Source organism: Dyadobacter sp. UC 10, assembly GCF_008369915.1.
In the GTDB taxonomy this organism is placed as follows: domain Bacteria; phylum Bacteroidota; class Bacteroidia; order Cytophagales; family Spirosomataceae; genus Dyadobacter.
Genome location: NZ_VSRN01000001.1, coordinates 6156250 through 6172735, shown reverse-complemented (window position 1 = coordinate 6172735; position 16486 = coordinate 6156250). Strand labels below are relative to the sequence as shown.

At 48.5% G+C, this 16486-nt stretch carries 14 protein-coding genes; 5 read left to right on the top strand and 9 right to left on the bottom strand.

The genetic code is table 11. The features are described 5' to 3' along the window. The first annotated feature begins 1 nt into the window (after position 1). From FXO21_RS28890 to FXO21_RS25550, 4 genes are all read left to right on the top strand, one after another. Complete coding sequence (locus FXO21_RS28890) at positions 2-1399, top strand: thiamine phosphate synthase (protein WP_192579323.1); 1398 nt, start codon at positions 2-4, stop codon at positions 1397-1399. Then, positions 1393-2160 carry a thiazole synthase gene (locus FXO21_RS25560; RefSeq protein WP_192579322.1) on the top strand — a complete coding sequence of 256 codons (768 nt, stop codon included), beginning with the start codon at positions 1393-1395 and terminating at the stop codon, positions 2158-2160. The genes FXO21_RS28890 and FXO21_RS25560 overlap by 7 nt, the downstream gene beginning before the upstream one ends. Continuing rightward, positions 2150-3256 (top strand): 2-iminoacetate synthase ThiH, encoded by a 1107-nt coding sequence (gene thiH / locus FXO21_RS25555; protein ID WP_149642742.1) that lies wholly within the window; start codon positions 2150-2152, stop codon positions 3254-3256. Before FXO21_RS25560 ends, thiH begins: the two co-directional genes overlap by 11 nt. Before the next feature lie 194 nt (positions 3257-3450). Beyond that, the gene (locus FXO21_RS25550) at positions 3451-3846 is read left to right on the top strand and encodes a LytR/AlgR family response regulator transcription factor (RefSeq protein WP_149642741.1); all 396 of its coding nucleotides are present in this window, start codon (positions 3451-3453) and stop codon (positions 3844-3846) included. Here FXO21_RS25550 and FXO21_RS25545 read toward each other — a convergent pair. The 8 genes from FXO21_RS25545 to FXO21_RS25510 all read right to left on the bottom strand — a co-directional run bounded on the left by FXO21_RS25545 (position 3824) and on the right by FXO21_RS25510 (position 12591). After that, positions 3824-4615 (bottom strand): LytR/AlgR family response regulator transcription factor, encoded by a 792-nt coding sequence (locus FXO21_RS25545; protein ID WP_149642740.1) that lies wholly within the window; start codon positions 4613-4615, stop codon positions 3824-3826. The two genes, FXO21_RS25550 and FXO21_RS25545, sit on opposite strands and share 23 nt — an antisense overlap. Next, a complete protein-coding gene (locus tag FXO21_RS25540) occupies positions 4612-5691 on the bottom strand; it encodes a sensor histidine kinase (RefSeq protein ID WP_149642739.1) in 1080 nt (359 codons plus the stop codon). The genes FXO21_RS25545 and FXO21_RS25540 overlap by 4 nt, the downstream gene beginning before the upstream one ends. Beyond that, positions 5688-6773 carry a sensor histidine kinase gene (locus FXO21_RS25535; protein WP_192579321.1) on the bottom strand — a complete coding sequence of 362 codons (1086 nt, stop codon included), beginning with the start codon at positions 6771-6773 and terminating at the stop codon, positions 5688-5690. Before FXO21_RS25535 ends, FXO21_RS25540 begins: the two co-directional genes overlap by 4 nt. 191 nt (positions 6774-6964) lie before the next feature. Continuing rightward, complete coding sequence (locus FXO21_RS25530) at positions 6965-8575, bottom strand: ABC-F family ATP-binding cassette domain-containing protein (RefSeq protein WP_149642737.1); 1611 nt, start codon at positions 8573-8575, stop codon at positions 6965-6967. 156 nt (positions 8576-8731) lie between these two features. Beyond that, complete coding sequence (gene xth / locus FXO21_RS25525) at positions 8732-9508, bottom strand: exodeoxyribonuclease III (protein WP_149642736.1); 777 nt, start codon at positions 9506-9508, stop codon at positions 8732-8734. Positions 9509-9567: 59 nt separating this feature from the next. Further along, positions 9568-10290 carry a hypothetical protein gene (locus FXO21_RS25520; RefSeq protein WP_149642735.1) on the bottom strand — a complete coding sequence of 241 codons (723 nt, stop codon included), beginning with the start codon at positions 10288-10290 and terminating at the stop codon, positions 9568-9570. Positions 10291-10382: 92 nt separating this feature from the next. Then, positions 10383-10850 carry a DUF1440 domain-containing protein gene (locus tag FXO21_RS25515; protein ID WP_149642734.1) on the bottom strand — a complete coding sequence of 156 codons (468 nt, stop codon included), beginning with the start codon at positions 10848-10850 and terminating at the stop codon, positions 10383-10385. Positions 10851-10875: 25 nt separating this feature from the next. Further along, the gene (locus tag FXO21_RS25510) at positions 10876-12591 is read right to left on the bottom strand and encodes a tetratricopeptide repeat protein (RefSeq protein WP_149642733.1); all 1716 of its coding nucleotides are present in this window, start codon (positions 12589-12591) and stop codon (positions 10876-10878) included. Between the two features lie 288 nt (positions 12592-12879). Between FXO21_RS25510 and FXO21_RS25505 the strand changes: the two genes are divergently transcribed. Then, positions 12880-15900 (top strand): PAS domain-containing protein, encoded by a 3021-nt coding sequence (locus FXO21_RS25505; protein WP_149642732.1) that lies wholly within the window; start codon positions 12880-12882, stop codon positions 15898-15900. Here FXO21_RS25505 and FXO21_RS25500 read toward each other — a convergent pair. Then, on the bottom strand, positions 15897-16484 hold the full coding sequence (locus FXO21_RS25500; protein WP_149642731.1) for a hypothetical protein: 588 nt from the start codon (positions 16482-16484) through the stop codon (positions 15897-15899). The two genes, FXO21_RS25505 and FXO21_RS25500, sit on opposite strands and share 4 nt — an antisense overlap. Between the last annotated feature and the right edge of the window lie 2 nt (positions 16485-16486).

Here is a 16486-nt window from a genome sequence, read left to right as displayed (position 1 = left end):
TATGAAAATCATCGTCATATCCCGGTCAGACTTCTTTTCGAACGAAGCAGCAGCTATTAACCAGCTTTTCGCAGATGGATTACAAACCCTGCATCTCAGAAAACCGGATTGCGCAAAAGAAGATTTGCGGCAGCTGATAAAAAGCATTGAGCCAGCGCATTACGATAAACTGGTATTGCACCAGCACCACGATCTGGCAGAGGAGTTTGGCATTACCGGACTTCATTTTCCAGAAAATCACCGGCGTCTGACTACCGAAAAGTTATGGCAATGTCTGAAAACAAACGGTTACCAGCTGAGCACTTCCATTCATGATCTGTCGCAGCTGGAAGAGTTGTCGGATGCATTCAGTTACACGTTTTTCGGGCCGGTTTTCGATAGTATTTCCAAGAAAGGTTATGCTGGTGTTTTGGATGAAAATTTCATTTTAACGAAAGATCGGAAAGAACCGGAAGTGATCGCATTGGGAGGAATTAATGCTGATAACATTCAAAAAATCAAAAGAATGAACTTCGATGGTGCGGCTCTGCTTGGAGCAATCTGGCAAGAAAATCAATCACTTAAATCAATTGAATTTGATGAATCAAATCAATTAATTGACTCAAATAGATCAATTCATTCATATAATCTGGAAACCGGGGGCTTAAGCCCCCGGCAATTGATTGGGGCTGAGCTGCGCCAGCAGCATCTTGCTACTGGCGCAGCCCCCAAGCAATTTATTGCAAATGGGCAAAGCCCAAAAAAATCAATTGCCGGGGACTTCAGTCCCCGGACCCAGATAGGGAAGTTGCAGTTTATATCAAATGAGAATAGGGGGATGTCTCATATTCAAAGCATTTTATTGGCATTGGAGGCTGGGTGTAAATGGGTTCAGTTGCGGGTGAAGGATCGGGTGGAAGCAGAGGTTTTGGAGCTGGCTGTTGAAGCTAAGTCGGTGTGCGAAAGCTTTGGTGCGCAGCTGATCATCAATGATTTTCCAGCCGTGGCCAAAAGTGTGAAAGCTTACGGTTTGCACCTCGGATTGGACGATATGCCTTTGCCCGAGGCAAGAAAAATCGTTGGAAATGAAATGATCATCGGCGGCACAGCTAACACTTTCGAGCATGTGGTGCAGCGGATTGAGGAAGGGGCGGATTATGTCGGGCTGGGGCCTTACCGGTTTACCACTACCAAGAAAAACCTGAGCCCCGTTCTCGGCCTGGAAGGTTACCGGCGCATTTTGGAAATGCTTGCGGCCCGAAACTTGTCTGTTCCGATTGTGGCGATAGGCGGTATCCAGCAGGAGGATATTGCCGGTTTGAAAGCGGCTGGTTTGCACGGTGTGGCGATGTCTTCTGCATTGCTCGATACACAAAACAGGAAAGAAGCAGTACTTGAAATCCAGAAATTACTATGTTGAAAATAGCAGATCATTTATTCAATTCCCGGCTTTTTACGGGTACCGGAAAGTTCAGTTCTTCCGCTTTAATGGAAGAAGCGCTGGTGGCTTCGGGCTCCGAACTGGTTACGGTTGCGTTGCGGCGCGTGGACGTTGAAAATACGCAGGATGACATTTTGCGGCATTTGAATCACCCGCAGATCAAACTTTTGCCTAATACCTCAGGTGTCAGAAATGCCAGGGAAGCGGTTTTTGCGGCACAACTGGCGCGGGAGGCGCTGGAAACGAACTGGCTCAAACTGGAAATCCATCCGGATCCCAAATACCTCATGCCCGACGCGATTGAAACCCTCAAAGCGACCGAGGAACTCGCCCGGCTCGGGTTTGTGATCCTGCCTTATATGCACGCCGATCCGGTTCTTTGCAAACGACTGGAAGAAGCGGGCGCCGCGGCGGTAATGCCGCTCGGCTCGCCGATTGGAAGCAATAAGGGGCTGAAAACCATTGATTTTTTGGAGATTATCATTGAGCAAAGCAAAGTGCCCGTCATCGTCGACGCGGGCATAGGCGCGCCTTCGGATGCTGCCAAAGCCATGGAAATAGGTGCCGATGCGGTGCTGGTAAATACCGCTATCGCCGTTGCGGGAGATCCGGTGGCGATGGCGGTTGCATTCAAAATGGCAGTTGAGGCGGGTAGGATGGCCTTTGAGGCGAAGTTAGGAACACAGGGAAATCTGGCAGTTGCCAGCAGCCCGTTAACCGCATTTCTGGATGAGCTTTAAAGAGGTATTTGACCAGTACAGCTGGGACGAAGTGCGGGAAAGTATTTATTCAAAAACCGCAGGAGAGGTCGAAAAAGCACTTTTTGTACAAAAACGAACACTGGAAGATTTTAAAGCGCTGATCTCTCCCGCCGCTGCTGCCTACCTGGAACCGATGGCGCAGCTGAGCCGGAAACTGACGCAGAAACGGTTTGGAAAAACAGTGCAGATGTATATTCCGCTCTATTTGTCGAACGAATGCACGAATATCTGTACCTATTGCGGTTTTAGTCTGGATAACAAGGTTAGGCGGCGCACGCTGAACGACAAGGAGCTACTAGAAGAGGTCGCAGTGATCAAGGAACTGGGTTATGATCACGTTTTACTGGTTACCGGCGAAGCAAATCAGACGGTTCATGTCGATTATTTCAAAAGGGTACTGACACTGATCCGGCCTCATTTTTCGATGGTCTCGATGGAAGTTCAGCCGCTTGATACGAACGAGTATCAGGAGCTGATACCGTTGGGCCTGAATACCGTTCTGGTTTATCAGGAGACGTATCATCGGGAAGATTACAGAAAACATCATCCCAAAGGCAAGAAGTCGAATTTCAACTACCGCCTGGAAACGCCCGACCGACTTGGTAAGGCCGGCATACATAAAATGGGACTTGGTGTGCTGATCGGGCTGGAAGACTGGCGAACAGACAGTTTTTTTACCGCACTGCATTTAAATTATCTTGAAAAAACCTATTGGCAGACACGTTACAGCCTTTCATTCCCCAGATTAAGGCCGTTTTCCGGCGGGCTGGAACCAAAAGTTGAGATGACCGACCGGGAGCTCGTTCAGCTGATCTGCGCCTACCGCATTATGAACGAGGAAGTGGAGCTTTCGCTTTCGACCAGGGAATCTGAAAAATTCCGGGACCATTGCATTTCGCTGGGGATCACTTCGATCAGCGCGGGAAGCAAAACAAATCCGGGCGGGTATGCGGTGGCGCCGGAGTCGCTGGAACAATTTGAGATATCCGATGAAAGAACGCCCGCACAAATTGCCACACTGATCCGCAGCAAGGGATATGAGCCGGTTTGGAAGGATTGGGGCCGTTTTTTGTGATTCAATATTGCCTAAACCCGCTTTGTACACGTCAGTATGGAAAAACCCCGCTTACACCTAAAATGGCAATTGATATGATTCAACCAGTGAAAACTACAATTCAGACTTAATACCGTTTTTCCCGGTGTGCCCATTTGAGATATTTGACATACAAAATAACACCTATTAGCTACGTCAAATAAAATCACTTTCAAATGAGAACATCTGTTAGCCATGATTATTTCGCTGACCAGCGTCAGCTCAATGAGTTTCACGAATCGAATGTAATTGTTGTATACCACCTGGGAAGGGCATTAACTATTGCCGGGCGGGATGTTGCCTACCTGGAAGGGGTTGGTAATTATACTTTCGTATGTACGGCATCCAACAGGTACCTGGTGGCCAAATGCCTGAAAATCGTTCAGGAAATGCTCGGCAGCGACTTTGTCAGGGTTCACAAATCGTATTCTGTAAACCGCCACCACATTAGGCAGCGCTGGTTTGATAATATCCAGCTGCATTGCGGCAAGAGTCTTCCGATTGCCCGCCGACGCCTGAGCAGCGCGCACGAAGCGCTTTCGGCGACGTTTATTTCCCCATCCAGTTTTTAAACTCGTTCACACGCTCCCTGCTGACGATCGCTTCTTTTTCGAAGGCAGGTTTGAGCGTCAACGCCAGGCGGTTATTGTAGTATGGCTGCATTTGCATAACCGCCTGGTGGGTGACGATAATACCTCTGTTAATACGGAAAAAGCGGGCAGGGTCTAGAAATTCATCAATTTCTTCCATTTTGTAGTCGATTACAAATTTCTGGCCCTGCTGATTTTTAAAAAAACACAAGCCTTCTTCAATGTAGAAAAAAGCTATTTCGGAAGTTTCCAGCGAAAGCATCCGCGCTCCCTGCTTCACCAGGAAGCGCTTTCTGTATTCTACCGGAGGCTGGTTCAGCTTTCGCAATATGGTCTCAAGGTCCGTCGGCAGAACAGCGGGTGAGGGGCCTGTCCGGGCGCCTGTGAGGTCATAGTATTTATTGATACTCCGCAAAAGGTCCTCTTTTTGCACTGGTTTCAATAGGTAGTCAATACTTTTTACCTTGAAGGCCTGCAAGGCATATTCATCATAGGAAGTAGTGAAAATGACCGTGCTTTTGATGTCGATGCGGTTGAATATCTCAAAGCTCTGTCCGTCGGCCAGTTCGATGTCGAGAAAAATAATATCCGGCTCGCTTTGTCCTGCGGCCCGGTTTTCTGCGATCCATTCCACGGTCGCTTCGATGCTCGGTGTGGCCCCTTTGATCACGAAGTCGGGCGCAACTTCTTCCAATAGCCTGGTCAGTTTGCGTACCGCCAGTTTTTCGTCTTCAACAATTAGGATATTCATCGGTTCTCTGGTATTGCAGTGAGTAGGGGAAGCTGAACGGTGAAAAAGTCAGGTCCCGCGTTGATAGCGGGCTGGTTTTCTGATAATAGTTCGTATTTGGCTTTGATATTGGCCAGTCCGAGCCTGGTAGACAAGACCGGTGTGGATTTTTCCAAAAGATTGTTTTTCACTTGCAGTATGTTGTTACCAAGTGAGCGGATTTCGATAAAAAGGGGATTTTTTTCAAGAATGGTATTATGCTTCACGGCATTTTCGACCAATAGCTGTAAAGTGAGCGGGGGAATGAATTTATCAAAATCCGCGTCATCGATGGCAATGATCAGTTCGAGGCCCTTGTCGTGCCTGGTGCGCAGCAAATGGTAATAGGATTTGATAAAAAGGATCTCCGCCGAAAGGGTAGTGAGTGCTTCCTGATTGGTTTGCAGCAGATAACGGTACACTTTTGCCATCTCGTCCACGAATTGCTCAGCCCGTTCCGGCTCGTCGACGATCAATGCGGAAAGGGTATTGAGGCTGTTGAAAAGGAAATGCGGGCTTACCTGACTTTTCAGACTTTGCAGCTGCCCCTGCAATCCCGCTTTTTTAATGGCTTCTTTATTGGTTTTTATTTCCTTCCATTTGGTCAGCGAATAATTGACTTCGTAAAGGCAGGTCAGCAAAACGATGGCTACCAATTCAAAAAGGTACACATTCACCATTTTCCCGGGATCCAGTTGCGCATTGAGGGGGTGAAAATACATGATGAGCGCGCCGTAAACCGTCACGTACACGCCGGTAAGTACCAGAAACGACAATGCTGTATATGCAGCCCTTTTCAACGAGGAATTGAATGAGGGAAACCTGCGCGCAATGTATTGTGCAGCCCAGTCGTGAGGTATGAATGCCAGGACGGTCATTGCCAAAACCATCAGTGTGCCGAGGAGAAAGTTGGTAATGCTCGCAAGGTAAGGCGGACCAATCAGCAGGTAACTGATCGTGGGGACAAACCAGGGTACCAGAAGTACAAATATCCATCTGCCGAATAAACTGAGCCAGATCAGCCTCCCAAGACCACTGAAATTGTAACTGGCTCTCATGTGTAAATCAAAGGCAAGGTAACTGTGAAAAAACCGCCTTCTTCCCTGATCTGGATCGTGCCGGCCTGGTTGAACAGCAGCCGGTAACGCGAGATGAGCGTTGCGAGGCCGGCATTGCCGAACGGGATGCCGATAACACGTTTCTGCATATTGTTAAAAACTTCCAGCTGCCCCGTCGGCGTGGTCCGGATAGTGATCCGCAGTGGAAGGGAAGATGAGACGATGTTGTGCCTGATTGCATTATCCAGCAGCGTTTGCAGCGTAAGCGGCGCCAGCTGGCCGCTCAGGTATACTTCGGCGATTTGCACGGTGACATCGATGCCGTGTTCAAACCTTGTCTTTAAGAGATAGATATAGGATTTGACAAAACGGACTTCCGTTTCAAGCGTCACCAAACTGTCTTCCTTATCTGGTGCATTTACATTCAGAAGGTAGCGGTAAACCTGCGACATTTCGTCGACAAACTTTTCGGCCACATCCGGCGATTCGTAAATAAGAACGGAAAGCGAGTTCAGACAATTGAAAAGAAAATGCGGGTTAACCTGCTGCTTCACCACTTCCAGTTCAGTTTGCAACTGCTTATGTTCCAGCTGCTGCAATTCATGCTGATTCGTTTTCCATTGTTCAAATGCATAAAAAAGCTCCGTGAGCCCGGCAGTAACCAGCGAGCCTGCCAGCAGCGAAAGTGCCAGCCACGAAGCAGTTACCTTTTCAAATTGATACCCGAATACGTGAAAAAAGTGGTAAAGTGCGAGGCTGACAGTCAGCAAAGTGATATTGACGACCACATACAGGCCGAACCAGAAAGCAACGCGGTGAATAGATTGGTAAGTATCGGGATAAATCGCAGGAACGAGGCGGGATCCGCTGAGATTGAGAAGGTATGCAGTCAAACAAAAAAACAGGTTCAGAATGCTACCGCCGACCATCACTGCCGGATCCGAAAAAAACTTGTTACCCCACAACGCAAAGCCCACCACCGGCAGAAGGCAAACCATAACGCCGGTGCAAATGATATAATGCAGGCGATTCCGCCGGAGAGAATCCGAATACTTGTCAATAAGACCGAAACGCCTGCTCATGCCATGTTGCTGTGGAGGCTGCTTCCACGTTTCTGTTATGTGTTTATTTTCAAAAGCTGACATGCAGGGATTGCTCCCTAATATTCTGGCATTTTTTTAACCGGCCGGCTTTGTGTCAAATTTACACGCCGTGCAGATTCACCCGTTGTTTTCCTTTGTCAATTGTCAGGAAAGCACATTCAATCGTCAGATTAAGCGGGTGAAATGTTAGCCAGGTCCAGGTCGATCGCGCGCGCAACATTGATTTCTTTCAGAAAATATTCGTCGTGCGAGATGACCAGGAGCGTACCTTCGTACTCATTCACTGCCGCCGAAAGGATTTCAATATTCTGAATATCGAGGTTATTGGTCGGCTCGTCCAGTACGATCATATCGGGTGCATGGTTACTTACCGCAAGTGAGCAGAGGATGAGCCGCATTTTTTCACCTCCGCTCAGTGCGCTGCAAGGTTTTACCCAGCTCTCCTGTCCGAATAGATAGCGGTTAAGCCGGATCTTGATCTCGTGTTCCTGCAATGCCCCCGAATTGAAGCGTTGTACCTGTTCATAAACCGTAAGTGCGGGATCAATCAGTGAATATTCCTGATCAATATAGATTGCGTTGAAATCCATAATTTCCAGTAGTCCTGCCGAAGGCTGCAACGTATTGAGTACCATTCTTATCAGCGTTGTTTTACCAGATCCGTTCCGGCCTTTGATCGCAATTCTTTCACCGCTGACAATCTGAAAATCGAGGGGGAGTTTCCACAGCTGCTGACCGTCATAAGCAAAATTGACTTGCTCAGCCTTCATCAGGATCTTTCCTTTATGCAGGCCTGAATGATCAAAATCCATTTTCATTTTACCAACCTCAGGAAGCTCGCGGCGCAGGTGATGTACTTCCTGTGCGATCGCCCCGGTTTTCTCTGCGTGGACGTTTTTTATTCTGGAAGTACTTTTCTCGGCGTTATTTCGAAAGGTATTCATCGAGATGGTCGGCAGTCCTGCTTTTTCCTGCTTCTTTTTGCCTCGGGCGTCGAGCTTTTGCTGTCTTTCCACCGACTCCCGTTCTATTTCCTTCGCCTTGCGCAACGCTCTTTCCTTGTTTCGGATGTCCTGGCTGAGTGCTTCGTTCTCAATTCGTTTTTGTTCGAGATAGAAATCATAGTTGCCTCCGTACAGCGAGATACCTTGCCTGCTCAGCGCATAAACCGTTTCAGGAATGTTGAGCAACTGTCTGTCATGGCTCACTATGACCAGGGTTTGCGGGGTATGCTGCACATACTGATAAAGCTTTTTTCTGGCCGCCAGGTCTAGGTGGTTGCTGGGTTCGTCCATTAAAACAATGTCGGGACTGTGAATGTCGATTCCTGCCAGAAATACCTTCGTTTTCTGACCGCCGCTTAGTGTTTGCATGCGCTGGGACAGGTCAGGCAGATCGAGTTCCCAATTGGCGAATGCTTCCGCGCACCGCTCCTCAACCGACCAGTCGTCGCCCACGGATACCAGGTGCTCATCAGTAACTTCACCGTTGAGAATCTTCCTTAAAGCGTTGATTTTCTGATCAATATATAAAGCCTGTGCAATAGTTAGGTCGTTCGCCTGGCCAACGAGCTGAGGTATGTAATAGGGTATGGATTCGGACTTGATCAGGCCGGAAGTCGGCTGTAATACGCCCGCCATCAATTTTAGCAATGTAGACTTGCCGGTACCGTTGTGCCCGATCAGGGACACTTTTTCATTTTTATTTATGGAGATATTGATTTGCTTCAACAGCATATCCCGGTTGGGATGCGCGTAAGCGACATCTTGCAAAAAAAGCATAATTTCTTTCGTGGAATGAGTGATGAGTTGCGGGCGCAACCATGCAGGTGCCCGTTTATCTGATCTGAAAGAAATTGCTTATCACATGTAGCAGCTTGTTTATTTGAGGTTACAAATCTATTAAAAAACAATTTGACAACAAAAAATGCCTGCACATCATTCTTCCGCCAGCTCAATCCATACGGGAGCGTGGTCACTGGACTTTTCCCAACCCCTCACTTCCTTATCTACTCCGGCGTTTTGAAGTCTGTTTTTAAAATGCGGGCTCAGCAGGAAATGGTCAATGCGAAGGCCTGCGTTGCGGCCGTAGGCATTCCGGAAATAATCCCAGAAAGTGTAAATTTTCTCGTCGGGATACAGCGTCCTGAGGGCGTCTGTCCATCCCTGGTCGACCAGGGATTTGAATGCGGCTCGTGTTTCGGGGCGGAACAGTGCATCGTCCAGCCAGCGTTCTGGTTTGTAAACGTCCAGTTCGGTGGGCATCACATTGTAATCTCCGGTCAGTATCACAGGTACATCGTGGCTGAGCAATTCTGCTGCATGGTTCGCCAGCCGTTCAAACCAGCGGAGCTTGTAGTCGAATTTCGGCCCGGGAGCGGGATTTCCATTCGGCAGATACAGGCATCCGATCAGCATGTTATTAATGATAGCTTCAATGTACCGGCTGTGGGTGTCCTCCAAATCTCCCGGCAATTCGCGGCGCACTTCCTGGATCTCCAACCCGCGCGCGAGTATTGCCACGCCGTTCCAGCTTTTTTGTCCGTGCCAGATTGCCTGGTAGCCTGCATCTTCGATTGCTTTGAAAGGAAACTTCTCCTGCGGCGCTTTCAGTTCCTGAAGGCATACCACGTCAGGCGCGGCTTCCTGTAGCCAGCGGAGCAGTACCGGCAGCCTGCCATTGACGCCATTTACATTATAGGTAGCTATTTTCATTCTGATATCGGTCATGGAAACACGAAAGCATATTAAAATCAGGCCCTGCCTGACAAAAGCTATTGATCCAATCCCTGACTATAAGCAAGTAACCTTTCCAGATCATCTTCCAGCGTAAAATTGACGGGATTCTCCTTGAGATACTGGCTTATCTGGTTCTTGTACTTAGGGAAAAGTCTGACAATACTATTTTTGCCGGGTATCAGATAACGGTCATTTTTATCAACAAAAAAATACAGTGTGCGATGCCCGAAAATAGCTTCTGTATCCATTTTAAGTTTTTTTCCAGCTGGTGCATTTGCGTTTGCATAAGAACTGTAGGTAGTCACGGAAGAGGCTGTATAGGAGATACCATAAGGTCCGCCCTTTTCGTCTCCGATCCTCGTCAGGGCATGTTTCTTGGATAGTTTAATACCTCCGTAATTGGATACCATCTCACAAAAGCCGTATTGTTTATCATTATAAAAAATGGCCCCCTGAATGTCCACTACCTTCACCAATTCTTTATCAAGCAGTTCCAGCGTGTCTTTATGATCTTTCAGGAAAAGTATTTCGCCGCTCAGATAAGAGTAATTCAGCAACGCCTCCGCCATGCGACCGCCATAGAACAGCACTTTTCCTTTTTTAAATTCCGGGTACTGAAACTGTGCGGCGACCGGAATGACCTTGTCGGGATAATCCCCGGCCTTTACCTTAAAAGTAGGATTGTCTTGACCGAATGCTCCGGCAAAAACGCCGGCAAGGCAAAGTAATACGATACCGGTATATATTGGTATTTTCACTTTTGATGATTTAAAGGGTAATTATAAAAATGCTTTGAAAGGACAATTTATAGCAAAATCAGAGAAAAGCGTTATGGGACAGGCGACAGTGTCTAGTTCCTGCTGGTTGAGATGATGTAGGAAATCGGGATTCCGAATGCAATGATTAAGATCGATATTCCGAGCAGGGCGGCTTCCGGGTCGGATGGCAGCTTGGCGGAGAAGACGATCCGCAGCACACCCAGGTTCATGACCAGCCACACAAAAATCCCATACAATATCCCGCTGATCAGCCGCTGTTTTTTCAAAAATTCGAGTCCGGGGTAAATGATGTAGTAGAATGTGGAAAACAGGAATGCGATCAAGTAATGCAAAAGAAGACCAGCCAGTACCATCAGGCTACCGCCTGAAAACGCAGCTTTGCCAAATACGCCGCTGGCGATGGACATCAATATCATTGAGGGGCTTGTTTGCTCAAGCACAATGGAATAAACCAGGATAGCCGCCAGGATATCCAGCGTACCGGCAATAAATGTGGCGGCAAGAATGACGTTGATGGCTTTTTTTCGGGATGCAGGCATGGTAGAAGATGATTGATGTTCAAGTTCATTTCAGAAAAACAGACCTGGTCGGGATTTCGTCGGCGTGCGCAAAAGGCAGTTTATATTGCGCTGCGTACCTGGCAGCCAACTGGGCATTTCCCTGTGCTTTCGCAGTTTGGAACAAGCCAATCAGCGACCATCCATTTCCCGGATTTTTAGCGAGATCCGCGCGGTAAACCTGGCCCGCCAGTGCCGTCTTGCCGCTTTTTAACAAAATATGCCCTAAAAACTGCCTGCTGGGTAACGGCCAGTCTTTTGGCTCTGTGTAGACAAGATTGTCTTCCAGCTTCACCGCTGCTTCCAGACTGGCAATTGCTTTTGCCTGATCCTTTTGCGCATAATATACAACTCCGGTAAGGATCTTCTCGGCGATCCGCGCGATTTCAACGGGTGAGTTAAAAGGTATCCGTCGTTTCGTCAGAACAGGATCGTTAATCTTTTTTCTAAGACTGTCCAACTCCCGCGCTGCCGATTCGGTGTTATCTGTATTGACAAAAGCAATTCCTTTTGCAAAGTGCGAGAGAATGCCCGCATAAGTCCACCTGGGATCAGCCGCTACCGTATCGTTCAGTATTTCCTGCCATTTGCCCATTCGCACTTGCGCCATAACGGGCAGCATGAACAGATATTGATCATAAGTGGCTTCATAGGAAGGGGTGACACTTTTTCTGGCGCGCTGCGCATAACGCAATGCATCTTTATACATGCCGCCAGTTAGCGCACAATAGGTCTGCACTGCAAAGTAATGCGATGAGTGCTTGTTTAAACCGAGATTTCTGGCCAGCATGTCGTAGCGTAACAGGTTGTCATCGGCGAGATTGTTTACTTCCACTCCTTTATGATACAGTGCATTACGCTCGTATTCGTGGCTGGCCATGTGTACCATGTGCGCGACGCCAGGCAGCAAATCTCTCAGCGTTTCCGCACTGCCCAATGCAACGCCCGGATTGCGCGATGCTTCGGTCAGGTGGATGTGGTAATGCAACGCCGCCGGATGTTTTGGGCTTACTTTTAACACTTTTTCGCAAAGCTTCACAAGCTCGGGCGTCCAGGTTTTTGGCGTTCCGTCCCGGTTCCAGAAGTCCCAGGCATGCAGCAGCATCATGGCGTCGATGTACAGTATTTTGAACTCTTTTTCTTCGGGGTGTGCGGCGACAAGCGACTTTAAGCTGCGGGCGTAGGCGGTATTCAATGCCTGCCGTTCCGCATCGCCGGGGCTGTCGGAATACCTTGTGTTCATGGCTTTGATCAGCTTTTGTTCTTTGTTGGTGGCACCGGCGGCTGCTTCATTCATTCTTGCCAGAACTTCCGGGATTTCGGCGGGTTTGGTATAGCTATGCGCCGCGTTGTAATAAGGTCCCATGGCAAGTGCCTGCCCCCAGTAGGCCATCGCATTTTGCGGGTCAAGCCGGGCGGCTTCCCTGAAAGAAGCTACCGATTCCCGCATATGGTAGCTGTAATACATATTTAAACCCTGATCGAAATAAAATTGCGAGCTGTCGACAGTGGTGGTAACCGGAAAAGAATAAGAACCCCAGCCAGGCAGCACGCCGACGAACTTGCCGTTTTCATCCGCCGTTGAGTTTGCACTGTAAACGGGCCCGCACATGGTTATTTTCTCAGCAGGATTTGAAGCCGGTGTCGCAACAGGAAATAGCTTCAAGGATAAAAGCCCAAGCCAGTAAATGGCCAATGTAATAATGGGGGAAAGGGAGTTCATCGGATATTGCGTGGTGCTTTTCCGCAAAAGCGGGTTGGGAATCCTGAGTGATCATTTTTATCCTGAAATATAATCAATATTCGCTAAAAGAATTTTTGGAATACTCCGGTATCCGCAGTCGTCACGCCAGAGTTTTATCATTCTTAGTAATCATATCTAAATTAATTCTATAAAATATCGATATTTCATCTGTATTTGTAGTTGGTCCGAAAAGTCCGGTTTCAATTCTTGAGTTTACGATAAGCAGGTTACGAAGCGGAGTAGTTAACATGACAACGTATAGGCTGCATGGTGAATATTGACTTTGATTTGGTATTCGATCTGCTGCCGGCACCCTGTATAGTGCTGGAAGCAGATGCGCCGGTTTTTACAGTCCTCGCTGTAAACCGCAAGTGGCAGGAACTGACCGGTACACGTGCGGATGACGTAATTGGAAAAGGTTTTTTTGAATCAATGCCATCGCTGCGGGGAGGCAGCCGGCAGGAGTGGGACAGGCTGTTTACGGAGGTTTTGCACGCAGGAAAGCAACTGCAAATGCAGACTGATCTCTATTTGAATGATCTGAATGGTGCTGATGAGCAGGATATCCGGATACTTTCCGGAAATGTGGCCCCTTTGAGTAGCGGAAATAAGCAATTATTGGTGGTGAGTGTGACGGATGTGACGGAAATAAGAAGAGCCACGCAGAGCAAGGATCTGATCCGTACCATAGACGGAATTGTCTGGGAGGCAGATGCGGATACTTTCAGGGGCACTTTTGTGAGTGATCAGGTTGAAAAGATACTGGGTTATACTGCCGCGGAGTGGCTGGCGGATCCCGATTTTTGGGCCAATCACATGCATAGCGACGACCGTGCAGAAATACCCGCATTGATCCCGGTATTAACCGAACCTGGCGCCAACCACCGTTTCGACTACCGAATGATCCGTGCTGACGGGGAGGTAATCTGGATCAGGGACCTCGTTACCATTGTCGCGCAGGAACAGGGGCCGCTTTTGCTGCGCGGCTTTATGGTCGATATTACTGAAACCAAGCGGTTGGAAGATGTAGAACGTCTGGAAAAGGCGGTGATCGGGTTGAATGCTGAAAAAGACTTGATACTCGCTGATGTGCTGAACCGTTACCTGCTGGGGATCGAGCAGATTTTTCCGGACATGAAATGCTCCATCCTTGGTATTAAGGATAACAGGCTCGTCAATTGGGCGTCGCCCTCATTGCCTGAAACCTATATCCGGCGTATTGAGAATCTGGAAATCGGCGCCTATTCCGGGTCCTGCGGGACGGCAGCTTTTACCCGGAAACTGGTAATTGTTGACGATATCGCTACCGACCGGCGCTGGTTACTTTATAAAAACATTGCATTAGAGGCCGGGTTACTTGCATGCTGGTCGCATCCGATCATTGTCTCCGACGACACGGTAATTGCCACTTTTGCCGCCTATTACGAAAAGGTAAGGTCACCGAATGAGGAAGAATTGAAGCTGATCGATAAGGTCGTTGCCCTTTTAACGGTAATTCTTGAAAGTCGCAGGAATGCGGAATTCGTCGCCGACGCGGCGCTGCTGATTTCGCAGGGACAGGAACTGGCTCGGTTTGGCACCTGGCAGTGGGATATTGGTAACGATGAAGTCACCTGGTCTGATACACTCTATACCATCTATGGACTTGAACGCGACACATTCAAACCTTCGCTGGAAGCCTACCTGGAACTGGTTCACCCAACCGACAGAACGAAAGTGAAGGAAGGCATTCTGAATGCCATGGAATCCAAAAGCGAGATTGAATTCGAAGAGCGTATTTTCCACTCTTCCGGAGAAAGCAGGTATCTGAAAACATGGAGTAAGACCAAGCTGGACGAAAACGGTAAGGTAATCAAGATGATAGGGGCGTGCCTGGATATTACTGCCAGCAAAAAAATACAGGAAGAACTGCTCGCCAGCGAATCGAGGCTGAGGAGCCTGGTTGACTCGCAGACCAATTATGTGGTGCGTACCGATCTGGTGGGAAAATATACTTACTATAATAGCATGTTCCGGGAGGATTTTCGCTGGTTTTACAATGGCGGGGATTTTATAGGCGTAAACTGTATTCTCGTGGTTTGCCATTATCACAGGATGAATGTGATAGAAGTGGTGGGGAAATGCCTGCGTAATCCGGGAAAGATCTTTTCCGTCGAGCTCGACCATGTCCAGCAAAGTGAAAAAGCCAGGACCGTGTACTGGCATTTTATCGCGCTGACGGATTCCGACGGGCAGGCTACCGAGATACAATGCATTGGTATCGACGTTTCGGAGCGCAAGCAGGCGATTGACGACTTGCGGAAAAGCAACGAACGCTACGAACTGCTCAATATGGCCACCAACGATGCGGTCTACGACTGGGACCTGATTAACGACCATATCGAATGGGGTGAAGGATTTTTGAGGCTTTTTGGTTTACAGACCGGCATTGATAAATTTCCGATCCAAAAGTGGGTGGAGCTCCTGCACCCGACCGACCGCGATCCTATCGAGCAAAGCCTGCAGTTACATCTTGCAGACAAGAACCAGAAGAAATGGACCGCAGACTATCGTTTCAGGCGTTCCGATGGAGGTTATGCTTTTGTTGAAGAGATAGGTTACATACGTCGAAACCGGTCGGGACGGGCGGTGCGGATGATCGGTGTGCTCCGGGATATTTCGAGGCAAAAAAAGGAAGAGTACGAATTAAAATTGCTGGGTTCGGTCATTACCAATACCAGCGACGCAATTTTGATAGCAAAGTCTGACCCGGGAGATGCTACCCAGCTACGGATTTTATATGTTAATGCAGCCTTTACCCGACTTACCGGATACACATCCGCCGAAGTGACAGGCCAGAACCCAATGTCACTACGGGGCTTCGATTCGCCTCAAAACGACTTCGGGCGACTCGCCTGGGCGATCAGAAACGTAGCGCCGCTGAAAGAAGAAACGATCCGTTATCAGCAGGACGATAAGCACTATTTTATCAACCTTTCCATTCATCCGGTGGTGGACGGTGCAGGAATGCTGACGCACTGGATATCGATCGGCAGGGATGTGACTGAAAAGCGCCGCTATGTGAGCGAGATTGAGGAAAGGAACCAAAAATTGCAGGACATAGCCTGGATGCAATCTCATGTTATCCGGGCACCGCTGGCCAGACTGATGTCACTGATCGACCTGCTCAGGAACTACGAAAACTCGGAAACAGAAAAGGATGAGCTCCTCGAACATATTCTTCATTCGGCCTATTCCCTGGATGACATCATCAGGGACATTTCTTCAAAAACAGAAGATCTTGCCTAAAAAGCGAACTTCAACCCGATAGCCAGGTTCAGAATATCTCCGGGTGTCAGGAATCCGGTATTCTGGACATAACTGATCAGCATCAGATCGTAGGTGCCCAGCTCGTAATACAATTCCAGGCCGCGCCTGCGCGAGCGCACGGTCATTTCCCGCCCGATCTTACCGCCCGCAAATACACCGGGCCTGAATGCTGTTGCCCACCAGTAATAGCCTTTTGGATAATATGCCGGCCATTTCCAGTCGAACTGCGGCCCGAAAGTATAACTGAGGTACATTCCAATGGAGGCTGGTGCGAGGTAATAGTCATTTCTGAGCTTTATACGCCAGGGCGAATAAGTGGTTTTCCCTGTAATCGTGATCAAAGCATCCCCTCCGAATTGCTCCGGCAGATATCCGAAGAGCAGATCGGTTTCCAGCGTCTTATTTTTTGAATTGTACCCCGGCCCTCCTGATAAAAAGCCCGTTCCGCCTGCAAACTGCAATTTCATGTGGTCGGGCAGGTACCAGTGTTTTGCCTTTGGTCCTTGCTGTGCGTACGTTGTCAGCTGGAAAAGCGTGAGTACGAGTAGCAGATATCTGGTCATTT